At 62.2% G+C, this 22921-nt stretch carries 19 protein-coding genes; 7 read left to right on the forward strand and 12 right to left on the reverse strand.

All coding sequences use genetic code 11. From position 1 onward, the window contains the following. Positions 1 to 48 precede the first annotated feature (48 nt). The 9 genes from hprK to kdsD form a co-directional block, all read right to left on the reverse strand. Complete coding sequence (hprK, locus tag PQQ96_RS18905) at positions 49 to 1017, reverse strand: HPr(Ser) kinase/phosphatase (RefSeq protein WP_012431656.1); 969 nt, start codon at positions 1015 to 1017, stop codon at positions 49 to 51. A 141-nt stretch (positions 1018 to 1158) separates the two neighbouring features. Continuing rightward, the gene (locus PQQ96_RS18910; protein ID WP_074285509.1) at positions 1159 to 1674 is read right to left on the reverse strand and encodes a PTS sugar transporter subunit IIA; all 516 of its coding nucleotides are present in this window, start codon (positions 1672 to 1674) and stop codon (positions 1159 to 1161) included. Positions 1675 to 1990: 316 nt separating this feature from the next. Beyond that, the gene (gene hpf, locus PQQ96_RS18915; protein WP_028199089.1) at positions 1991 to 2347 is read right to left on the reverse strand and encodes a ribosome hibernation-promoting factor, HPF/YfiA family; all 357 of its coding nucleotides are present in this window, start codon (positions 2345 to 2347) and stop codon (positions 1991 to 1993) included. Positions 2348 to 2517: 170 nt separating this feature from the next. Beyond that, positions 2518 to 4035: an RNA polymerase factor sigma-54 gene (locus PQQ96_RS18920; protein ID WP_408294860.1), complete on the reverse strand. Its 1518-nt coding sequence runs from the start codon at positions 4033 to 4035 to the stop codon at positions 2518 to 2520. Between the two features lie 185 nt (positions 4036 to 4220). Next, complete coding sequence (gene lptB, locus PQQ96_RS18925; RefSeq protein ID WP_408294863.1) at positions 4221 to 5006, reverse strand: LPS export ABC transporter ATP-binding protein; 786 nt, start codon at positions 5004 to 5006, stop codon at positions 4221 to 4223. Beyond that, positions 5003 to 5674, reverse strand: a complete 672-nt coding sequence (gene lptA / locus PQQ96_RS18930; RefSeq protein WP_408294866.1) for a lipopolysaccharide transport periplasmic protein LptA — start codon at positions 5672 to 5674, stop codon at positions 5003 to 5005. The genes lptB and lptA overlap by 4 nt, the downstream gene beginning before the upstream one ends. Before the next feature lie 20 nt (positions 5675 to 5694). Further along, a complete protein-coding gene (lptC, locus tag PQQ96_RS18935; RefSeq protein WP_408294869.1) occupies positions 5695 to 6303 on the reverse strand; it encodes an LPS export ABC transporter periplasmic protein LptC in 609 nt (202 codons plus the stop codon). Beyond that, positions 6300 to 6860, reverse strand: a complete 561-nt coding sequence (locus PQQ96_RS18940) for a KdsC family phosphatase (RefSeq protein ID WP_408294872.1) — start codon at positions 6858 to 6860, stop codon at positions 6300 to 6302. Before PQQ96_RS18940 ends, lptC begins: the two co-directional genes overlap by 4 nt. Next, a complete protein-coding gene (kdsD, locus tag PQQ96_RS18945) occupies positions 6860 to 7843 on the reverse strand; it encodes an arabinose 5-phosphate isomerase KdsD (RefSeq protein WP_408294875.1) in 984 nt (327 codons plus the stop codon). Before kdsD ends, PQQ96_RS18940 begins: the two co-directional genes overlap by 1 nt. Positions 7844 to 8004: 161 nt before the next feature. Between kdsD and PQQ96_RS18950 the strand changes: the two genes are divergently transcribed. The 5 genes from PQQ96_RS18950 to purU all read left to right on the forward strand — a co-directional run bounded on the left by PQQ96_RS18950 (position 8005) and on the right by purU (position 13287). Further along, positions 8005 to 10008, forward strand: coding sequence for a monovalent cation:proton antiporter family protein (locus PQQ96_RS18950; protein ID WP_408294921.1), 2004 nt, complete (start codon positions 8005 to 8007; stop codon positions 10006 to 10008). A gap of 142 nt (positions 10009 to 10150) precedes the next feature. Then, complete coding sequence (locus PQQ96_RS18955) at positions 10151 to 10717, forward strand: adenine phosphoribosyltransferase (protein WP_408294878.1); 567 nt, start codon at positions 10151 to 10153, stop codon at positions 10715 to 10717. Positions 10718 to 10762: 45 nt separating this feature from the next. Next, on the forward strand, positions 10763 to 11377 hold the full coding sequence (locus tag PQQ96_RS18960; protein ID WP_408294881.1) for a LysE family translocator: 615 nt from the start codon (positions 10763 to 10765) through the stop codon (positions 11375 to 11377). A gap of 72 nt (positions 11378 to 11449) precedes the next feature. Beyond that, a complete protein-coding gene (locus PQQ96_RS18965; RefSeq protein ID WP_408294884.1) occupies positions 11450 to 12307 on the forward strand; it encodes an NUDIX hydrolase in 858 nt (285 codons plus the stop codon). Between the two features lie 110 nt (positions 12308 to 12417). After that, a complete protein-coding gene (purU, locus tag PQQ96_RS18970; protein ID WP_408294887.1) occupies positions 12418 to 13287 on the forward strand; it encodes a formyltetrahydrofolate deformylase in 870 nt (289 codons plus the stop codon). A 92-nt stretch (positions 13288 to 13379) separates the two neighbouring features. On the opposite strand, the gene PQQ96_RS18975 is transcribed toward purU, so the two are convergent. Continuing rightward, positions 13380 to 14615 carry a PepSY-associated TM helix domain-containing protein gene (locus PQQ96_RS18975; RefSeq protein WP_408294889.1) on the reverse strand — a complete coding sequence of 412 codons (1236 nt, stop codon included), beginning with the start codon at positions 14613 to 14615 and terminating at the stop codon, positions 13380 to 13382. Positions 14616 to 14942: 327 nt separating this feature from the next. Between PQQ96_RS18975 and PQQ96_RS18980 the strand changes: the two genes are divergently transcribed. Then, positions 14943 to 17111, forward strand: coding sequence for a TonB-dependent siderophore receptor (locus PQQ96_RS18980; protein ID WP_408294892.1), 2169 nt, complete (start codon positions 14943 to 14945; stop codon positions 17109 to 17111). A gap of 135 nt (positions 17112 to 17246) precedes the next feature. Here the strand turns inward: PQQ96_RS18980 and PQQ96_RS18985 are convergent, their stop codons facing one another. Next, the gene (locus tag PQQ96_RS18985) at positions 17247 to 18332 is read right to left on the reverse strand and encodes an AI-2E family transporter (protein ID WP_121109227.1); all 1086 of its coding nucleotides are present in this window, start codon (positions 18330 to 18332) and stop codon (positions 17247 to 17249) included. Between the two features lie 34 nt (positions 18333 to 18366). Beyond that, positions 18367 to 21240 carry an excinuclease ABC subunit UvrA gene (gene uvrA, locus PQQ96_RS18990; protein ID WP_408294895.1) on the reverse strand — a complete coding sequence of 958 codons (2874 nt, stop codon included), beginning with the start codon at positions 21238 to 21240 and terminating at the stop codon, positions 18367 to 18369. 354 nt (positions 21241 to 21594) lie between these two features. Here uvrA and PQQ96_RS18995 point away from each other — a divergent pair, with 354 nt between their 5' ends. Then, positions 21595 to 22785 (forward strand): MFS transporter, encoded by a 1191-nt coding sequence (locus PQQ96_RS18995; protein WP_408294898.1) that lies wholly within the window; start codon positions 21595 to 21597, stop codon positions 22783 to 22785. The last annotated feature ends 136 nt before the right edge of the window (positions 22786 to 22921 follow it).

Consider the following 22921-nt stretch of genomic DNA (forward strand, 5'->3'; position numbering starts at 1 on the left):
TGGCCGTTGGCTGCGGGGGTGGCACGGTGCCGCGAGGGTGCCGCGGATTCAGATCAATTTGCCGGGAAACTGGCTGTCCGGGTCCTGCATCGCCAGACGCTGGCGATCCATGAAATCGCGCAGCGTATCGATGCCGCGCAGTTGCAGGATCGTGTTGCGCACGGCCGCCTCGACCAGAACCGCGAGGTTTCGGCCGGCTGCCACCTGAATCGTGACTTTGCTGATCGGCAAGCCGAGCACGTCGACGGTCTGGCTTTCCAGCGGCAGCCTCTGGAACTCACCGTCGGGACGGCGCACCAGTTGCACGATCAGTTTCAGCTTCATTTTGCGGCGCACCGCGGTTTCACCGAAGATCGTCTTGATGTCGAGCAGGCCGAGACCGCGCACTTCGAGCAGGTTTTGCAGCAGCGGTGGGCAGCGCCCTTCGACAAAATCCGGCCCGAGACGCACGAAATCCACCGCGTCGTCGGCAACAAGGCCGTGGCCGCGGCTGATCAATTCCAGCCCGAGTTCGCTTTTGCCGAGGCCGGAATCGCCGGTGAGCAACACGCCCATGCCGAGAATGTCGAGAAACACGCCGTGCAGCGTAGCGCGCGGCGCGAGAATGCGCGACATGTAGAGGCGCAGGCTGTCGATCACCGCGGCGGCAGACATAGGCGTGGTGAAGAGCGGCGTGGACGAACGCGTGCAACGCAGCACCAGTTCCGGCGGAGCGGCGACGCCGCCCGCCACCACCAGAAACGGAGGCTCCAACGCGATCAGCTCGGCCATGTGGCGCGAGCGGTCTTCGTCGGTTTGGCGCTTGTAGTAGTCGATTTCGGCGTCGCCGAGCACCTGGATCCGGTTCGGGTGGATCAGGTTCAAGTGGCCGACGAGGTCGGCGCTCGACGTGGCATTGGCGACGGATTCCGAAGAAAAACCGCGCTCCCAGCCTTCATGCCCCGTCAGCCAGCTCAACTTCAGCATGGCGGCGTTATCGTCGAAAATGCTTTGGGCGTTGATGCTGGACGTATCCATGAGTCAGTGACTCCAGTGTGGGCCGCTTTGCCGGGCAACGGGACGGGCCGCGCTAACGCGGACCGTTTGCCTTGCCAGGCTGTACCCGCGCACAGGCGGGTAACTGGTCGAATAAACGGCGTGCGGAGAACCGCCGATGCATCAAGGTTGCCACTGAGTGAGCAGGCGATGCAATGATTCGCGGTCTTCTTCCGTGTGCAGGCGCTCGCGGGCCTCACGATCGGACAGCAACTGGGCGATTTCCGAAAGAATTTCGAGGTGCTGCTGGGTGGCCTGCTCGGGAACGAGCAGGAAGATCAGCAGCGAGACCGGCTGGCCGTCAGGCGATTCGAAGGGGATAGGTTCGGCGAGGCGGACGAACGCGGCGAGCGGTTGCTTCAAGCCTTTGATCCGGCCATGCGGAATCGCGACGCCTTCGCCGAGCCCCGTCGATCCGAGGCGCTCACGCGCAAACAGATTGTCAGTGACCGTGCTACGGGCGATGCCGTTCTGGTTCTCGAAGATCAGGCCCGCTTGCTCGAATACGCGCTTCTTGCTGGTGACCGATAGTCCGACGACGACGTTCTCGAGGGGAAGAAATTTGGCTAAACGATTCATGTTGACAGGCGAAAACGTGGCCTGGGTTCTCCTCGCTGGGGCGTTTGAGTGGTGTTCCATTCGTTTGAGGCTCACGGCGACGTGCGTTGGAGTCCGAAAGCGCAGGACTCCGGCCGACCGATTTCCGTTTGAGCTAACTTGACCCCGATGGTAACCGGAACATTATAGATCAGGGTAGCAACGGATGGTGCGGCGCGCCATCTATGCATGATGGGTTTCTTTGCTGGATTGATCCAATCTGTGCGGCGGCGCGAGAAAGGCGGCCTGAAACGAAAAACCGCCCGGGCCCGGGCGGTTTGGCTGCCTATATCCCTATAGGCAAATGCAGGCAACTGAGGAAAAAACGAAGGAAAGTAAAGAAACCTTCTAATGTTCCTTATTGCGGCGGCACGTCCAGAAGCGGTGCCGGTTGGTACTTGATCGCATCGTGCTGATGGCCTTGCAGGCGATCCTTGTGGCGTATCACTTGCCGGTCTAGCTTGTCGATCATTAGATCGATTGCAGCGTAGAGATCGCTGTCACAGCTCTCGACAAAGATATCTTTGCCCTTGAGATGCAGGTTGATTTCAACCTTTTGACGCTTTTCCTTTTCCTTATGGTTGTCGACCGAGAGGACCACACTGCCGTCAATTACCTGATCAAAATGTCTTAGCACCCTATCCAGTTTGGTGATCACGTATTCGCGCAACGCAGGCGTTACTTCGAGGTGGTGTCCACTGATCTGCAGATTCATAGTGCTTCTCCAAGCTAATGGCCGCTTGGTCCGCACGATGACGAAGGTCCGGTCGATCTGTCGGCTTGCCTGAGTCGCCCCCCGGTGACTGACTTCTGGCAGGTCGCATCGGCCGGCCTGTCCGCCAACTGCGGAGCGGCCGGTAAATGCCCGACGCGGGAGGCGACGGGCTACAGAGACTTGCGCAGGTTGACTGCCGGAATCTTGAGGGCTTCGCGATACTTCGCAACGGTACGCCGTGCGACCACGAAGCCCTGTTCCGCCAGCAGTTCGGCTATGCGGCTGTCTGAAAGAGGAGATTTCGGGTTTTCCGCTCCTATCAGTTGCTTGATGAGCGCGCGAATAGCCGTGGAAGAGGCCGCGCCGCCCGTGTCAGTCGAAACGTGTGATCCGAAGAAGTACTTAAATTCAAGCGTCCCGAATGGGGTCAGCATGTATTTACCGGTTGTCACACGCGAGACAGTTGACTCGTGTAGGCCCAGCGTATCAGCAATTTCTCGCAAAACCAAGGGGCGCATGGCAATTTCGCCATGCACAAAAAAACTCTTTTGACGCTCGACAATGGCCTGCGCAACCCGGAGGATCGTCTCGAAACGCTGCTGGATATTTTTGATCAGCCAGCGTGCTTCCTGCAGTTGCTGGCGCAACGATCCGCTACCCGGATCGCCCCGGTTATTACGCAGAATATTCGCGTAAAGGTGGTTGATGCGCAGCTTCGGCACCACTTCCGGATTCAGATCGGCCTGCCAGCCCTGTGCCGTTTTGCGCACCATGATGTCCGGCACGACATAGTCCGCTTCCGCCTTGCCGTAAGCGGCGCCGGGAAACGGTTCGAGCGAGCGGATTAGCACGTGCGCATCGCGTAACTCGTCGTCGTTCGCCTTCAGATGCTTGCGCAGACGCGTGAAATCGCGTGCCGCGAGCAGTTCCAGATAATGGGCGACGATGTCGAGCGCAAGCGTGCGCGTAGGCGATTTTTCGAGCCGCAGCAATTGCAGCTTGAGACATTCGGACGCCGAGCGTGCCCCGACCCCCGCAGGATCGAAGCTATGCAGCAGCGCAAGCGCCGCATTCATTTCGTCGAGATCGACTTCGAGCTCTTCAGGCAGGTCAGTCAGCACTTCTTCGAGCGTGGCGGCCAGATAGCCGTCGTCGTCGAGCGATTCGATCAGGAAGGTGATCAGCGCGCGATCGCGCTGGCTCGCCTGGGTGACGCGAAGTTGCGCCATCAGGTGATCGCGCAGCGAGGTGCTCGATTCGTGGATTTGCAGCGGCGGCAGATCGTCGTCGTCCGAGGCATTGCCGGAGCGGCCGTAGTCGCCGAGATCCCATTGCGACGCGTCGCCGTTGCCGTCGCCCGCGAGGCCGTTGTATTCGTCGACACCCTGCGGCTCGCCGTTCTCGGCGCGCTCGCTGCTGCTGGTGGATGAAGACGACGTATTGCCGCCCATCTGGTCGGGCGGCGGGGAGGAATTGGGCGCCTGGGCGATCAGCGAGCCGTCGGCCGCCACGCGCAGGGGACTCGCGATCCAGTCGTCCTCGTTTTCGAGGAGCGGATTCTGCGAGATCGCCATTGCGACTTCCTGCTGCAGTTCGAGCGTGGACAGCTGAAGCAGCCGGATGGACTGCTGCAGTTGCGGGGTCAGCGCAAGATGCTGCGATAGGCGGAGTTGGAGGCTGGCTTTCATGGCAAGTTGAGATTCATTGTAGAGAGTTTGCCACGACCGCGATACATTGCGACATTCGCAATTACGCGTGCGCCCGTTTTCGGCGGCGCTGGGCGCGGGACGGCCCAGGTCAAAAAAGCTGATGTGCAGATGCCGCAAAGGATCCGGCGAATGCGCGCTCGCACCGCCGGTAATCCCTTGTGCACTTACATGCGGAAGTGTTCGCCCAGGTAGACGCGCCGCACGCTTTCGTTTTCGATGATGTCGCTCGGCGCACCGGCGGCCAGTACGCTGCCGTCGCTGATGATGTAGGCGTGGTCGCAGATGCCGAGGGTTTCGCGCACGTTGTGGTCGGTGATCAGCACGCCAATATTGCGCTGCTTCAGAAATTTGACGATCTTCTGGATTTCCAGCACCGCGATCGGATCGACGCCCGCGAACGGCTCGTCGAGCAGAATGAAGCTCGGGTTGGTGGCCAGTGCACGTGCAATTTCAACCCGCCGACGCTCGCCGCCCGACAGCGACAGCGCCGGATTCTCACGCAGGTGAGCGATCTGCAGCTCATCGAGCAAGGCTTCGGTGCGACTCGTGATGGTGTCTTTGCTGAGCCGCTTGCCGTTGTCTTCGACCTGCAATTCGAGCACCGCGCGAATGTTTTCCTCGACCGAGAGCTTGCGGAAAACGGACGCTTCCTGCGGCAGATACGACAAGCCCAGCGACGCGCGCTTGTGAATCGGCAGCAAGCTGATCGACTTGCCGTCCAGATCGATTTCACCTGCATCGAGCGGCACGAGGCCGACGATCATATAGAACGAGGTGGTCTTGCCGGCGCCGTTGGGGCCGAGCAGGCCGACCACTTCGCCGCTTTTCACGTCGAGCGAGACGTCTTTGACGACGGTGCGCGAGCCGTAACGCTTTTTCAGGTTGCGGACCACCAGCGAACTGCTGGTGCCGGCCGGTTTGCGATTGGGGAGGGACGCGGAGGAACTCACTGGTTCGGTGCTCCCTGGATCGTGGTGGACGGCGCGAGCGTGGCCGACGCGCCGGTCAGCGGCGCGGCGCCGCCATTGCGCGGCGCCAGCATGGCGCGCACGCGGCCGGTCGGGTTGCCCGGGCCGGCAACATCCTTGCCCGCCTTCGCGGTGTAGAAGTCGTTCTGGCCGTCATACGTGATGACGCTGCCGTGCACCTGATCCATGACCGTCGAGAGGCCTTGCAGGCGCTTCACGGTGGCGTTGGTGGTGAGCGTGGTCAGATCCTGCTTGCCGTCGTAGTCGATACGAATGGCCGTGCCTTCGATGTATTCATCGAGGCCTTCGCGCTTCTGGCGGAAATACGACAGATTGCCGCCGGTCGACGTGCCGGTGGCGTATTGATAGCCCTGCGGGTCTTGCGTCACTTCGACGCGATCGGCCTTGATCACGATCGTGCCTTTGGTGGCGACCACGTGGCCGGTGAAGATGTTGACCTGTTTGAGGTCGTCGTAAGTCATGTTATCCGCTTCGACGTTCAGCGGCTTGTCCTTGTCGGCGCGGTCGGCGTGCGCAAGCGGCGCGAAGCCGGCGAGCGGCAACGCGACGATTAGCGCAGCGAGTCCGGCGCGGCACGCGGACAGGGTGCGCGAGCGGCCGGTATCAAAACGGGGGAACGATTCGTTCATGCAGTCACGCCTGGAATGGATTACCCGGGTTGCTTGGGCGAGCTGGCGGAGCCTTCGGACGCGGCAATCGCGCCCTTCACATTGCCGAACAGCTGCATTACCCGGGTGACGTTGTTGTAGTTCATGCCGCTGGCAGTCATCACAGACATGCCGCGCTGAAGTTTAACCGGCTTTTCGGTCTCGATCACATCGTCGTTGACCAGCACCCTAAAATGCTGCGAATCCGCCTGCATCTGCGGATCGCCGTTGCCGGCGGCCCGCACGATGCGCGCGTTGTCGTACAGATCGACGATCGAGGCGTCGCCGTTGACCGTGCCGGTATCGCCGGTCGCGGTGACGATCGGCTTGCCCGGCTGGAACGCGCGCATGGCCGGCTTAACCAGATCGCTCAGCTCGTCGTCTTCGTAGTGGATGAGGCTGACAGCGGTCAGGCGGTATTGTGTCGAGCCCGACTGATCGAGTTCGGAAACCGAAAAGTTGTCCGCGAAGTAATCGGGCGTGTGCTCCTTGGGGCGCACCACGTCTTCGTTCTGCCGCGGCAGCGTGGCTTGCAACAGCCACCATGTAATGCCGGCGAGCGCCGCCATCGCGACGAGCGGAATCAGTGAGGTCCAGCGAAACCGATTCATCCGACAAGGCCTCGCTGTTCGCCGCTACAGGCTGCCGCGAGCAGAGCCTCATATTTGTGCTGCGCGCGCAGCAGGGTGTCGCAGACTTCCCGCGCGGCGCCGTGGCCGCCGCGCGCCTCGCTGACCCAGTGGGCGCGTGCGATCACTTCAGGATGCGAGTTGGCCGGCGCCGCCGCGAAGCCGACCTTCAGCATGACGCCGAGATCGACCCAGTCGTCGCCCATATAGCCGCATTCTTCCGCGCTCAGGCCGGTTTGCTTGAGCAGGTCGGCGAACGCCTGAGGTTTGTCCTGCACGCCCTGATAGACGTGGGTGATGTTCATTTCCTTCGCCCGCGCCGCGACGATGCCCGACTTGCGCCCGGTGATGATCGCCGTTTCGATGCCGGCCTCGCGCAGCAGCTTCATGCCGTGCCCGTCCATCGAGTGGAAGGCCTTCATCGTGTCGCCTTCCGCCGTAAACAGCAGGCCGCCGTCGGTCAGCACGCCGTCGACGTCGAAAATCATCAGCTTGACGCGGCTTGCGCGTTCAGTGGCGGTAAGGGGGGCGACAGCCATCAGATCACCTTCTTCGAGAACAGGTCGTGCATGTTGAGTGCGCCGATCAGCTTGCCTGCTTCGTCGACGACCAGCATCTGATTGATGCGGTGGCGCTCCATCAGTTCCACGGCTTCGACAGCCAGTTGATCCGGACCGATGGTGCGCGGGCCGCCGGTCATCACCGAGGCAATCGAGAGTTCGCGGAAATCGCCGTCGCGCTCGAGCACGCGGCGCAAGTCGCCGTCGGTGAAGATGCCGGTTACGTGATCGTTATGATCGACGATCGCCGTCATACCCATGCGCTTGGCGGTCAACTGGAACAACGCGTCGCGAACGGTCGCGTCGGGCGTCACCTTCGGCACCTGGTCGCCGGTGCGCATGACGTCGCGAACATACGTGAGCAGACGCCGGCCGAGCGCGCCACCCGGATGCGAGCGGGCGAAATCGTCCCGACCGAAGCCGCGCGCGTCCAGCACCGCGACCGCGAGCGCATCGCCGAGCGCGAGCGCGGCGGTGGTGCTGGCGGTCGGCGCAAGATTCATCGGACAGGCTTCTTTTGACACGCCAGAATTCAGATGTACGTCGGCCAGTTGTGCAAGACTCGACGACGGACGGCCGGTCATTGCAATCAGCTTCGAGCCGATCCGCTTGATGAGCGGCAGGATCGCCACGAGTTCTTCAGTTTCACCGGAATTGGACAGCGCGAGGAACACGTCGTCTGCCGTGACCATGCCGAGGTCGCCATGACTGGCTTCCGCCGGGTGAACGAAGAACGCCGGTGTGCCGGTGCTGGCAAGCGTGGCCGCCAGCTTGCGGGCCACGTGGCCGGATTTGCCGATGCCGGAAACGACGACGCGCCCACGGCAGCCCAGGATGAAGTCGACCGCCCCGACGAAGCCATCGTCGAGTTGATCGCGAAGCGCGCGCACGGCGTCCGCTTCGATGTCGAGCACGTCACGAGCGAGCGCGAGTGCCCTGTCGCCATTGATTTTCGCTATCATTCGCGGAGTATAGCAAAGGCGCTTGTTCGCCGCGCCGGGCCTGCTGTGCCAAGCCGCTGTCTTTATTGCTGTTTTTTACGGCCCCTCAACCTTGTCGCACGGCGTTTTGCGTGCGCGGTTCCGCTGACGAACGAGGACGCTTTACCGATGCGTTTTTGCCGATGATTTCCCCGCTCGAAATGACGCTATTCCTGCTGCTGGCATCAGTGGCGGGCGTGGTGCTCTTTCGCTTTCTGAATCTTCCGCCGATGCTGGGCTATCTGACGGTCGGCATCGTGGTCGGGCCGCACGCGTTCGGTTTGATTCCAGATTCGGCAGGCGCGCAGAATCTGGCCGAATTCGGCGTCGTGTTCCTGATGTTCTCGATCGGGCTGGAGTTTTCGCTCTCCAAATTGCGCTCGATGCGCCGCCTCGTGTTCGGTCTCGGCCTGTTGCAGGTGATCGGCACCATCGCCGTGGCGGTCTCACTCGGTTTCGTGCTGGAGCGGTGGGTGCACATCACGTGGCAGGCGAGCGTGGCGCTGGGCGGCGCGCTGGCGATGTCGTCGACGGCGATCGTCAGCAAGATGCTGGCTGAGCGGCTCGAAATCGAAACCGAACACGGCCGCAACATCTTCGGCGTGCTGCTGTTCCAGGATCTGGCGGTGGTGCCGCTGTTGATTGTCATCGCGGCGCTGGGTGGCAGCTCGAACGATCTCGTCAGCTCGCTCGGGATAGCGGCCATCAAGATCGTCGTGGCGTTGGCCCTATTGTTAATAGTGGGGCAGCGCTTCATGACGCGCTGGTTCAACGTGGTCGCGCGCCGCCGCTCGCAGGAACTGTTCATTCTGAACCTGCTGCTGGTGACGCTGGGCGCGGCGTTCATCACGGACAAGTTCGGCCTGTCGCTTGCGCTCGGCGCTTTCATCGCCGGCATGCTGATCGCCGAAACGCCTTACCGGCATCAGGTGGAGGAGGACATCAAGCCGTTTCGCGACGTGCTGCTGGGTCTCTTCTTCGTCACGACCGGCATGCTGCTGAATCCGCGCGTGATCTGGGACCACCCGTTCATCGTGCTCGGCTTTCTGGTCGGGCCGATTCTGCTGAAGGCGGTCATGGTGACCGGGCTCTCGCGCCTGTTCGGTGCGTCGCCGGGTGTCGCGATGCGCACCGGTATCGGCCTCGCGCAAGCCGGCGAGTTCGGCTTCGTGCTGCTGAATCTGATTCTCGACAAGCATCTGGTCGACGCCACCTTGTTGCAGGCGATTCTCGCGGCGATGCTGCTGTCGATGCTGGCCGCGCCGTTCCTGATTCAGAACGCGGACCGTATCGTGCTGCGTCTGTCGTCGACTGAATGGATGATGCAGTCCTTGCAGATGACACGTATCGCAACACAGAGCCTGAAGCAGAGCGGCCATGTGATCATTTGCGGCTATGGCCGGGCTGGGCAGAATCTGGCGCGCATGCTGGAGCATGAAGGTCTGTCGTACGTCGCGTTGGACCTGGACCCCGATCGCGTGCAGGCTGCGGCGGCGGCGGGTGAATCGGTCGTATTCGGCGATGCGGGGCGGCGCGAATCGCTGCTTGCCGCCGGTATCCATCGCGCGGCAACGATCGCGATTACCTATGCGAACACGCCGTCGGCATTGCGCGTGCTCCACAATATTCACGAACTGGAACCCACGTTGCCGGTGATCGTTCGTACCGTCGACGACGCCGATCTGGAAAAGCTGCTGGCCGCCGGCGCGACCGAGGTGATTCCGGAAATCGTCGAAGGCAGCCTGATGCTGGCTTCGCATACGCTGGTGCTGATGGGCGTGCCGATGCGGCGCGTGGTGCGACGGGTCGAGGAAATGCGCGACGAGCGCTACGCGCTGTTGCGCGGCTATTTCCACGGGGCGGACGACGTGGAAGACGACGACGGCCACGAACAGGTGCGGCTACAATCGGTGCCGGTCGACGAAAACTCGGACGCGGTGGGCCGAACGCTGGCGGAACTGGGCCTGTTCGATCTGGGTGTCGAAGTCACGGCGATTCGCCGGCACGGCATTCGCGGCGTCGAGCCGGATCCGTCCACCAAGCTGCGCGCGAGCGACATCGTGGTGTTGCGGGGCCTGCCCGAACAGTTGGCCGAAGCCGAAGAGCGGCTCTCGAAGCATCGCCGGGCGGGCGCCGCTGCGGCCTAGTGTGTAAGGTCGGCGTGGCATGATCTCGCCGGGTCGGCATTGCCGGCCGCGCCTGAGCCCGCTGCACCTGGCCAGCCGCACCTTGCCGGCCGCATCTGAATTAGCATTTCATCGGACCTGTCGAGGTCCATCCGGAGACATCATGTCCAACGTGCTCGCGAGCGCGCCGCTCGATGCGGCCGATTACATCAAAAGCCACATCCGCACGGTGCCCGACTGGCCGCTGCCGGGCGTGCAGTTTCGCGACATCACGCCGCTCCTGCAGGAGCCGAAGTCGCTGCGCGTGCTGATCGATCTGTTCGTCCAGCGTTATATCGACGCGAAACTCGACTACGTCGCCGGGCTCGATGCGCGTGGTTTCATCATCGGGCCGATTCTGGCTTACGAGTTGAACCTCGGCTTCATTCCGATCCGCAAGCAGGGCAAGCTGCCGTACAAGCGAGTCGCGCAATCCTACGAGCTCGAATACGGCACCGCGACCGTCGAGATTCACGAGGACGCCTGCAAGCCGGGCGATCGCGTCGTGATCATCGACGATCTGATTGCTACCGGCGGCACGATGATGGCCGGCAAGATTCTGCTGGAGCGGCTTGGCGCCGTGGTGATCGAAGGTGCGGCGATTATCGATCTGCCTGAACTCGGCGGCTCGAAGCTGCTGCGCGAAGGCGGCCTGCCGCTCTATACGGTGACTGAATTCGGCGGCCATTGATCGCTGGATGCGAACTTCTTCCTGCACACAAAGAAGGTAAGAAAGATGCCCAACTTCCTGTTGTTTCTCGCCACGTCGATCGCCATCACGATGGCGCCCGGCCCCGACAATCTGCAAGTGCTCGCACGCGGCATCTCACAAGGGCGTGCGGCTGGTCTCGTCGCCGCGCTCGGCTTTGCGGCCGGCATTACCTTCCACACCACGTTGGCCGCGCTTGGCGTGGCCGCGTTGCTGCGTTCGTCGCCGGTTGCGTTTGAAGTGATCAAGCTGGCCGGCGCCGCCTATCTGATCTGGATCGGCATCAAGGCACTGCGCAGCCAGGGCCTCGCCACCGCGCACGAGCGCGCGCCGCAACCGTTGATGGCGGTGTTTCGCCAGAGTGTCCTCGGCAATCTGCTGAATCCGAAAGTGACGCTGTTCTTCGTCGTGTTCCTGCCGCAATTCGTGCAGCCGCACGGTACGCAAAGTGTCACGGTGCAGATGCTCGAACTCGGCGTGTTGTTCATGTTGCAGACCGTGGTGGTGTTTTCGCTGTTCGGCGTGTGCGCGGGGCTGATCGGCGGCTGGCTGAAGCGCCGGCCGCGCGTGGGCGTGTGGCTCGACCGGCTCGCCGGTGCGGCGTTCATTGCGATCGGAATTCGCGTTGCCTTGCGGGATTAGCCGAGGGGCCGCTTAAGCGACATCGCGAGCGCCAGCAAGTGCGCGCGCCAGCAGACCAGTTTGGAGCTTTAAATGACTTTGCCTTGCATCACCGCCGCGCGTCGCTTCGACGTCGACGCGCATCTGCCGTTCTGGATCGACGCCGAGCAGGTCGGCTGGATTCGCTCGACCGATGTGCCGTTGCTCGCGCGCTGGCCCGATGTGTTTGAAATCGACAGTATCGGACGCGGGCGCGTGACGCTCGCGTCCGTGTTCAACACCGTCGATCTGCGCAGCGCGGCGCTCGGTTCCGTGATCGGCGCGCTTGCCGCCGAGGGCCGTATTCCCGGCTGGCGCAACGAGACCTACGCGATCCGCAATGCGTTCGATGCGCCGCCGCTCGCGTACATCGAACGCGCGGCGTCGCGCTTCTTCGGCACGATGACCTACGCGGTGCATCTGAACGGCGTCGTAGAATACGCGGACGGCGCGCCGCAATTGTGGATCGCGCGCCGTAGCGACACCAAGGCAACCGACCCGGGCATGCTCGACAATGTCGTGGCAGGCGGGATCGGCTGGGGCTTCGGCATCGAGGCGACGATCATCAAGGAGTGCGGGGAAGAGGCCGGCATTCCCGAGGAGATCGCTGCGCGCGCCACGGCCGGCCGCACCGCGCATGTGCTGCAATCGCTGCCGGAAGGCACGCAGGCCGAACAGATTTTTATCTACGACCTCGCGCTGCCGGGCGATTTCGTGCCGCGCAATCAGGATGGCGAAGTGGGCGAACACCGGCTCGCGCGCATCGACGAAGTGGCGCGCTGGATCGAAGAAGGCGGGATGACGGTGGACGCGAGTCTCGCCACGCTGGACTGTCTGTTGCGCCGCCGCTGGATCGACGCAGATGCGTGTCCGGGCATCGAGACGCTGTTCGCACCGCCGGTGCTTGCCTAAGCGCGAGTCAGGCGCCGCTTCGACGAACCATCCGGGTCATGCCGTAACACGCTGCATCGAGCAGGACACACCGAACACATCACGCACTGAAGAAGGGAGTCACCCAGGTCATGTCGACCGATCACAGCTTTATTCTCAAACTGTCGTGCGCCGACCGGCCCGGCATCGTCCACGCGGTTTCGGGCTTTTTGTTCGAGCGTGGCAGCAATATTCTCGACTCCGCACAGTTCGGCGACAGCCGCACCGGCGAGTTCTTCATGCGCGTGCATTTTCAGCAGGTGGGTGGCGATCCGGGTCTGGACGTGTTGCGTCAGTCGTTCACGACGCTTGCCGAGCAGTTCGGCATGCGCTGGGAATTGCATGATGCGTCGGTGAAGCCGCGCGTCGTCATCATGGTGTCGAAGATCGGCCATTGCCTGAACGACCTGCTGTTCCGCTATCGCACCGGTCAATTGGGTATCGAGATTCCGGCGATCATCTCGAACCACAAGGAGTTCTACCAGCTCGCCGCCAGCTACGACATTCCGTTTCATCACTTCCCGCTGATGGGCGGTACGCCCGACGCGAAGGCCGCGCAGGAAGCGCGCGTGCTCGAAGTGATCGACGAGCATCGGGCCGATCTGGTGGTGCTTGCGCGCTACATGCAGATTCTGTCGCCGCAGCTATGCGAATCCCTCGCCGGCCGCGCGATCAATATTCACCACTCGTTCCTGCCGAGCTTCAAGGGCGCGAAGCCTTATTACCAGGCGTTCGACCGCGGCGTGAAGCTGATCGGCGCAACCGCCCACTACGTGACGACGGATCTCGACGAAGGTCCGATCATCGAACAGGGCGTGGAGCGTGTCGATCACAGCATGACGCCGGAGCAACTGACGGCGATTGGCCGTGACGTCGAATGCGTGACGCTCGCGCGTGCGGTGAAGTGGCATGTCGAGCATCGCGTCGTGTTGAACGGTAGCAAGACGGTGGTGTTTCGTTAAAAGCATTTGATGCGCTTGCAGTGGGGGCACGCCATGGCCGCGTGACCCCGCGGCAAGCGTGCGCCGAGTGAGTCCGGCGCTTTCCTGTCAGATCAGGACCGCATTGCGGATCCGCCCGCGTTCTGTGCGCTCTGTGCGTGCCGGGCGTTTTGCGCCGAACGGCGGCGCGCATTCAGCTTCTTCAGCCAGATCAGCAATCCCGTTGCGCTCAGCACGGCGACCGCAATCCCCATCGCACTCATCAGAATCCGCCCGCCGAGACCGAGGATGCGTCCCGAGTGCAGGGGGAATTGCACCTGCATGAAGATATCGCCCGCTGTGCCCTTGCCGGGAATCTGCTGACCGAGCGGCTTGCCGGTGGCCGCATCCCAATACATCCACGGGTTGCCGAGGCCGAGATCGCCGTGATCGTTGCCGGTCGCGTAGAAGCCGACGCCGTAGGCGTGCAGGAATTCCGCGTAGTAGACGCCGCCCGGCGGCACCGTCAGGTTCTGTGCTTTACCGGCTTGCTCGGCCAGTTGCACGATGCGCTCGCGGCTCAGGACCTGATCGCCGGGTTCGGGCTTGCGCAGGATTTCGGGGTTGTTGATCGGATCAGGCGTGAGCGTTGAGAACAGCGACACGAACGGCCGAACCACCGGCCTCGAGAGATTCATCGACACCGACGTCAGCGCGACGATCACCAGCAAGCCCCAGATCCATACGCCACCCGAGCGGTGCAGATCGAAGGTGAGCGCATAGCCGCCGCGGCCGAGGCGAAACGCAAACGACTTGCGCCACGCCTTGAAGCTCGGAAACGACAGCCATAGGGCGACCACGCTGTCGAAGAGCCACACGATCCCAACGATGCCCATCAGCCATGTGCCGATATCGACACCGCCGGTGAACGGCAAGTGCAGCGTGTAGTGCAGCTTGTAGATGAACGGAATCAGATTGAGTCGCGCGAGCGAAACGGCGCCCCATTCGCGCCGCCCCTGGACGTCGCCGGTGGCAGGGTCGACGGCGATCTGATTGAAGTCGAGCGGGTAAGGCTGCTGGGTGGCAGGGTTGGTGCGCGGCAGCACCATCATCTGCAACGTGTGGCCGGATTCAGTGGCGAGCGGTAGATACGTCACCTGCAAGCGCGGATCAGCCGCTTCGACGCGACGCGCTAACTCGAGCCCTGACAGAGCCGGGCCGGCAGTGTGCGCTTTAAAGAACGACGGGTTCAGCGCGGCATCGAGTTCGTGATCCCACGCGATGATCGCGCCGGTCAGGCCGGCGACAAACAGAAACAGCGCAATGGCGACACCGAACCAGCGGTGCAGGCGGACGAGCTGCCCCCTCATGGCTGAGTCGGCGAAAAACGGCGGGGATGCGGAGGGGGTGTCACAGCAAAGGCGTAGTGCAAATGGGAATTGTTCTCATCTTATGGAATCGTGCCATCGGCTGCAAGTTTCTCGTAAGTGCGGCGCGGTATCGCAGAGGCAACCTGCTTGCTCGCATCCGACGAACCCCTGTCTGGTATGGCTTTCAGGTGGGGTTGGTAAGATGGATGCGACAAAATGTCGCATATCAAAGCTTACAAAAAGCATAATTTTTCGGCATCATCGCGGCCATTGGTGAATGGGAACCATTCTCATTTTAAGGCTTTTAGAGAAAAATCAGGATCAGCGATGAGTGGAAGGGACGGGGTAAAACAGCCGAAGAAACGGCTGACGGTGCGGCCAGTGCATATGGCGGCGTGTCTGGCATTTGCGGCAAGCCACGGGGCCTGGGCGCAACAGGCGCCCAGCGCTCAGGCAACGCCGGACGCAAGCGAGAAAGCGCTGCCGACCGTCAAGGTCACGGCGACGCAAGACACGGCACAACATCTGAAGGAAGACGTCAGTAGCGGCACACTTGGCGCTCGTTCGCAGCTCGATACGCCGTTCTCCACGACCGTGGTCACTAGCGAAGAATTGCAGGATCGCCAGCCTTCCAAACTCGGCGATGTCTTCGCCACCGATGCCTCTGTCTCCGACAACGGCAACGCATACAACGCATGGGCCACCTACGTGACGGTGCGTGGCATGCAACTCGACTGGCAGTCGGGCTTCAAGATCGACGGTATGCCCTTTAACAGCTATGGCGTCACGATGCCGTACGAGCAGCTCGAAAAAGTGGAGTTGCTGAAGGGGCTGACCGGCTTCATGTACGGCTTCGGCGCGCCGGGTGGCGTGGTCAACTACGTGACGAAAAAGCCGCCGGTTTCGACCACGCCGGTACGCAGCGTCGACATTGGCTATTACACCGACGGCGTGTGGACCGAGCACGCGGATCTTGGCGGACGTGTTGGCCCGGACGGCATGTTCGGCTATCGCCTGAACGCGACGCACGAAGAAGGCAAGACCTACAACGAAGGCAATGTGCGGCGCGATGCAGTGTCGCTGGCGCTCGACGCCCGCATCACCCGTGATCTCAAGGCGACCTTCGGCGCGCTGTATCAGGAGCGTCATTCGAGCGGTATCACCGGGGCGATCTCGACGGCGCTCTATCCGGGTACGAACCTGCCGCGCACGTTAAGCGGTGGCACCGGCGACCTCTCCGGTCCCGATCAGCACCTGAACACGAACGTTCAGCTCTACACCGCAGGCTTGCAATACAACCTGGGCCCGGACTGGACGCTCGCCGCCACCTACAGCTATAGCAAGAGCTCGCGCGATCGCAACGAGAGCACGTACTACCTGCTAAACGGCGCAGGCGATTACACGGATAGCCGCTTCGCCGGCAAGGAAGGGCATCAGCTGAGCTTGTGGCAAGCGTCGGCGGAAGGCAACGTCAAGACCGGGCCGCTCCAGCATCAGCTCGTGTTCGGTGCGGCGTACCAGCGTCAAACCAACGACTACGGTGCGAACAGTTTCTTCGGTCAGATCGGCACCGGCAACATCTATCAGCCGAACACCAATACCTTCGACAGCGCACCCAACTACTTCACCTATCGTGACAGCGACATTACGCAAAAGGCCTTGTTCGCGAGCGATACGATCCAGTTGACGCAGCGTTGGTCGGTACTCGGCGGCCTGCGGTACACGAACTACGAACAGCACGGCTACTCGACTACCGGTGCGACCGTATCGACATACAGCCAGAATGGCGTCGTGACGCCGACCGTCGCGCTGATGTTCAAGCTGGCGCCGACCACCACGCTGTACACCAGTTACGTCGAATCGCTGGAAGCGGGCACGGTGGTGGGCGACACGTACGCGAACCGGGGTGAATTGCTCAAGCCGTTGCGCAGCAAGCAGTACGAAGTCGGGATCAAGAGCGAGCATGCGCGCTGGAGCGCGACAGCCGCACTGTTCCGGATCGAACGCGGCTCGGAATACGCAAACAGCGCGAACGTCTTCACGCAAGACGGCCAATCGATCTTTCAGGGCGTGGAGTTCGGCGGTGACGTGCGTCTGGGCTCGAGCTGGAATGTCGGCGGCGACCTCATGTGGATCAACACGAAGTACGAGAAGGGCGCGGCAAATAACGGCAATCGCGTGGCCGGCGCGCCGCAGTTCGTCGTGGCGGGTCATGCGACGTACTCGGTGCCGTATGTGCCAGGGCTGCGCATCGGCGCGGACGCGAAGTTCACCGGCAACACCAACGTGCGCCCAAGCGCGAATCTCAACGCGCCGGGCTACATGCTGGTCAACCTCGGTGCGAGCTATGCCACGCGCATCGGCGGCTATGACGTGACGTTCCGCGCGGCCATCGACAACCTGCTCAATCGCCGTTACTGGGAGTATCAGTACGCGGACTACGTGACGCCGGGCGATCCGCGCACGCTGTCGCTGAACGCGCGTATCGACTTCTGAGCATGAAAAAAAAGCGGCACTTACGTGCCGTTTTTTTCGCTTGCTGCTGTGAGCCGGTTACCGCCATGTTGTCGGGTACGGCAACTTTGAATCTCGCGTTGCCCAGATCCGCATATAGGCCCGCATGTTGCCCGCTCACACCAGCCGCAGATAAATCAATTCCCGCTTGATATACGCATAGAAGATCGGCGCAGCGACCACGCCGGGAATGCCGAACGCGGCTTCCATCACGAGCATCGCGATCAGCAGTTCCCAGGCGCGCGCCTCGATTTGACCGCCGACGATCCTCGCGTTCAGGAAGTACTCCAGCTTGTGAATCAGGATCAGGAATACCAGCGACATGACCGCCGCCGGAAAGCTCACCGAGAGCGCCACCGCGACGATGATCGTGTTTGAGATCAGATTGCCGATCACCGGCAACAAACCGACGATAAACGTCACCAGCACCAGTGTTTTGGAGAGCGGCAGCGTGTCGTGAAAGATCGGGAGGATCACCAGCAGAAAAATGCCGGTAAAGACCGCATTGATCGCGGAAATCTTGACCTGAGCGAATACGATGCGGCGGAAGGCATCGGCGAAACGGGTCACGCGCGTGACGAACGCCGTGGACAAGGGCAGCCGTTGCATATGCTTCTGCGCCCCGACCGCGATGATCGCGCCGATGATCATGCCGATCAGGATGTGCGTGAAGCCGCGCGCCGCGGTCTTGCCGCTTTGCTGCAGCATGTTCGCGTTCCTTTGCATCAACTCGGCCGCCCTGCTCTTCATCTGCTCGGTATCGACCGGCAGATAGTTGGCGACGAATTGCGGAATCCGCCCGCGCGCCTGATCGATCAACTGCATCGCCTGGTCGAGCAGCTTCTGCACGCTCGGCACGTCGTTCTCGAAATGTCCGATGATGCCGAGCGTCAGCCCCGTCAGCGCGCCTACTATCACCACCGAGAGGATCACCACCGCGAGCCAGCGCGCGCGCTGACTCGACATGTGCCGTTCGATGCGCGGCGCGATGGTATGCACAAGTTGAAACACCAGCAACCCGGCCAGCAACGCGCCGAGCAGCCTCAGTTCGATGACTGCCCACATTCCGAACAGCATCAGCACGTAACTGCCGATTTCGACCGCCGACAGTGTCGGCAGGCTCATGTCGCTAGTCAGCCTGACCGGGCGTGGGCGTAGGTCCTGCACTTGCCCGTCGTCGCGCGCCTGATTCCGCTTGGCCATGGCTTATTCCGTCTCCAACCCGTGTTGTGCAGCGTTACTTTCTACTGGCAGTGCGTTTCAGCAGCGGCGCCAGATACTTACCGGTAAAACTTGCTTTCGACTTGGCAACCTGCTCCGGCGTGCCTTGCGCAATGATCTGACCGCCGCCGGCTCCGCCTTCGGGGCCGAGATCGATCACCCAGTCGGCGGTCTTTATTACATCGAGATTATGCTCGATGATCACGACGGTATTACCCTGGTCTCGCAAACGATGAATGACTTCCAGCAGTAAGGCGATGTCGTGAAAGTGTAGACCGGTGGTCGGCTCGTCGAGGATGTAGAGAGTGCGACCCGTGTCGCGCTTGCTCAGTTCCAAAGATAATTTGACGCGCTGCGCCTCGCCGCCCGACAGGGTAGTGGCCGACTGGCCCAGCCGGATATAGCCCAAACCCACGTCCAGCAAGGTTTTCAACTTGCGCGCGACGACCGGCACCGGCTTGAAGAACTCGTAGGCGTTCTCCACCGTCATGTCGAGGACTTCGCTGATGTTCTTGCCTTTGTACTGGACGTCCAGCGTCTCGCGGTTGTAGCGCTTGCCGTGGCAGACGTCGCAAGGCACGTACACGTCCGGCAAAAAGTGCATTTCCACCTTCAGCACGCCGTCGCCCTGGCAGGATTCGCAGCGGCCGCCCTTCACGTTGAACGAGAAGCGGCCCGCTTCGTAGCCGCGTTCTTTCGACGCGGGCACGCCCGCAAATAGTTCACGGATCGGCGTGAACAGGCCCGTGTACGTGGCCGGATTCGAACGTGGTGTGCGGCCGATCGGCGACTGGTCGACGTTGATGACCTTGTCGAAGTGCTCCAGGCCCTCGATCGATTCGTACGGCGCCGGCTCAGCGGACGAGCCATACAGGTGATGAGCGACCGCGTGGTACAGCGTGTCATTGATCAGCGTGGATTTGCCCGAACCGGACACGCCGGTCACACAGGTCAGCAGGCCGACCGGCAGATCGAGCGAGACGTGCTGCAGATTGTTGCCGTACGCCTCGACGATGCGCAGACGCCGTTCGTCCGGTTCTTTGCGCTCGTCCGGGTATTCGATGTTGCGGGCGCCGGACATGTACTGCCCGGTCATCGATGCCGCGTTCGCCTCCACCTGCTTGGGCGTGCCTTCAGCGATCACCATCCCGCCGTGCTCACCCGCGCCGGGCCCCATGTCGACGACGTAATCGGCCATGCGGATCATGTCTTCGTCGTGTTCGACGACGATCACCGAGTTGCCCAGGTCGCGCAGATGCTTGAGCGTGGCGATCAGCCGGTCGTTGTCGCGCTGATGCAGGCCGATCGACGGCTCGTCCAGCACGTACATCACGCCGGTCAACCCGGAACCGATCTGCGAGGCGAGGCGAATCCGCTGCGCTTCGCCGCCCGACAGGGTTTCCGCGCTGCGTTCGAGCGACAGGTAATCGAGCCCGACGTTATTCAGGAACATCAGGCGCGCGACGATTTCCTTGACCACCTTGTCGGCGATCTCGCGCTTCGAGCCTTCGAGCCGCAGCGTCTGGAAATAGCCGAGCGCATCGCGCAGCGGCCAGCCGCTGATTTCGAAGATGCCGCGCGCGTCGCTGTTCGAGCCGATCCGCACGAAACGGGCTTCCCGACGCAGCCGTGTGCCGGCGCAGGCGGGGCAGGGCTGGTTGTTCTGATATTTGGCGAGTTCTTCGCGCACCGCGACCGAATCGGTCTCGCGGTAACGCCGCTCCAGGTTCGGGATGATCCCTTCGAACACATGCTCGCGCACGGAAGTGCGGCCGCGTTCGTTGATGTACGAGAACGGAATCTCCTGCTTGCCCGAACCGAACAGCAGAATCTTGCGGACTTTCTCCGGCAGGTCCTCGACGGCTGTGTCGATGTCGAACTCGTAGAACGCCGCGAGACTTTGCAGCATCTGGAAGTAGAACTGGTTACGCCGGTCCCAGCCCTTCACCGCGCCTGCCGCCAGTGAGAGCGACGGATGCGCGACGACCCGCTTCGGATCGAAGAAGGTGATCTGGCCGAGGCCGTCACACTCCGGGCACGCGCCCATCGGGTTGTTGAACGAGAAGAGGCGCGGCTCGAGCTCCTGCAGCGAATACGAGCAGATCGGGCAGGCGAATTTCGAACTGAACAGATGCTCCTTGTCCGTATCCATTTCCAGCGCGATCGCGCGACCGTCGGCGAGACGCAGTGCGGTTTCGAACGATTCAGCGAGGCGCTGCTTCATATCGCCGCGCACTTTCAGCCGGTCGACGACGACGTCGATCGTGTGCTTGTCATTCTTTTTCAGCTTCGGCAGCGTGTCGACGTCATAGATCTTCGCGACGCCCTCATTGGCCGTGCCGCCGCCCGAGCGCACCCGGAAACGGATGAAGCCCTGCGCCTGCATTTCCTCGAACAGCTCGACGTGCTCGCCTTTGCGGTTCGCCACCACCGGCGCGAGGATCATCAGCTTGGTCTCTTCCGGCAAGGCCAGCGCCGCATCGACCATCTGCGAGACGCTTTGTGCTTCCAGCGGAATTTCGTGGTCCGGACAGTACGGCGTGCCGACCCGTGCGAACAGCAGCCGCAGGTAATCGTGAATTTCGGTGACGGTGCCGACCGTGGAACGCGGATTGTGCGAGGTCGCTTTCTGTTCGATCGAGATCGCCGGCGACAGGCCTTCGATCAGATCGACGTCCGGCTTCTCCATCAATTGAAGGAATTGGCGGGCGTAGGCGGAGAGACTTTCGACGTAGCGCCGCTGGCCTTCCGCATAGAGCGTGTCGAACGCCAGCGACGATTTACCCGAGCCGGACAGGCCCGTAATCACGACGAGCTTGTGACGTGGGAGGTCGAGATTGACGTTCTTCAGGTTGTGGGTGCGAGCCCCACGGATACGGATTTGTTCCACGCGTTATTCCATCACCTGGCCATGACCTGGCGGAAAGAGGAGGGGGCTAAACCTGCTACTATAACGACTTTTCAAGACCGCCGTTACGGCTTCCTGACAGTCCGATCGGGTGCCAAGGCAAGCTGTAAGGCAGCGGTCAAGCGTCGCGGGGAAGAGGTCTAACTGGGGCCATTTTCCGCGAGTACAAGGCGCCGCGAGGCTCCTGGCGAGCGTGCAGCAAGGCCGCCGGCCCTCATGCCGCGCCGTATGCTTGCCGCCGTCCTGCCGTCTCGTGGTATGCCGCCTGGTGGTGGCCGTCCTGCGGGGTAGGCCCGCCCGCGGTGCGCCGCCCAGCTCATTCAAAGAACGCTTCCGATGTCCAATCCGTCCGCTACATCCTCACGCATGAGCGCGCCTGAAATGCGCGCGACCGTGTCGCTTGCCGCCATCTTCGCGCTGCGCATGCTCGGTCTCTTCATGATCATGCCGGTGTTCTCGATCTACGCGAAGACCATCCCAGGCGGCGACAACGTGCTGCTGGTGGGCATCGCGCTCGGCGCGTACGGCGTGACGCAGTCGATGCTGTACATCTTCTACGGCTGGGTCTCCGACAAGGTCGGCCGCAAACCGGTCATTGCGACCGGCCTCCTGATCTTCGCGCTCGGCAGCTTCGTCGCGGCGGGCGCGCACGACATGACGTGGATCATCGTGGGCCGGGTGATTCAGGGCATGGGCGCGGTGTCGTCCGCGGTGATCGCGTTTATCGCCGACCTCACCTCCGAAGAGCATCGCACCAAGGCGATGGCGATGGTCGGCGGCAGTATCGGCATTTCGTTCGCGGTGGCGATCGTCGGTGCGCCGATCGTGTTCCAGTGGGTCGGCATGAGTGGCTTGTTCACGCTGGTCGGCATCTTCTCGATTCTGGCGGTTGGTCTCGTGCTGTGGGTCGTGCCGGATGCGCCCAAGCCTGTGCACGTGCGCGCGCCGTTCGCCGAGGTGCTGCATAACGTCGAACTGCTGCGCCTGAACTTTGGCGTGCTCGTCCTGCATGCCACGCAAACCGCGTTGTTCCTCGTCGTGCCGCGCATTCTCGAAGCCGGCGGCCTGCCGGTCGCGTCGCACTGGAAGGTGTATTTGCCGGTGATGGGCCTCTCGTTCGTGATGATGGTCCCGGCGATCATCGCCGCGGAAAAACGCGGAAAAATGAAAATCGTGCTGCTGTCGGCGATCGGTCTTATCCTGATCGGACAGTTGTTGTTGGGCGTCGCACCGCATACGATTCTGAGTGTGGCGGCGATCCTCTTTGTCTACTTTCTCGGCTTCAATATTCTTGAGGCGTCGCAGCCTTCGCTGGTGTCGAAACTGGCGCCGGGCACCCGTAAGGGCGCGGCCGCTGGCGTGTACAACACTACCCAGTCGATCGGTCTTGCGCTGGGCGGGGTGGTCGGCGGCTGGCTGCTCAAGGTGGACGGTCAGAGCGCGGTCTTTTTCACTTGCTCGGGGCTGGTGTTTTGCTGGCTTATAATCGCGGCAAATATGAAACCGCCGCCGCGCAAGAAGGCGTAGCTGCGCCCCCAACTCTGGCGCTTCGCGCCAGGCCTCCCGGCGGGTTCAATGCCCCAAGGGACTTCCTTCGGTGCGGAAAACCTGGGGCGGCCAGGCGTTTTATTGACAGAACTCACCCGGCGGCGGGCTGAGGCGC

This window comes from Paraburkholderia sediminicola, from assembly GCF_046027825.1.
GTDB lineage: Bacteria > Pseudomonadota > Gammaproteobacteria > Burkholderiales > Burkholderiaceae > Paraburkholderia > Paraburkholderia sediminicola_D.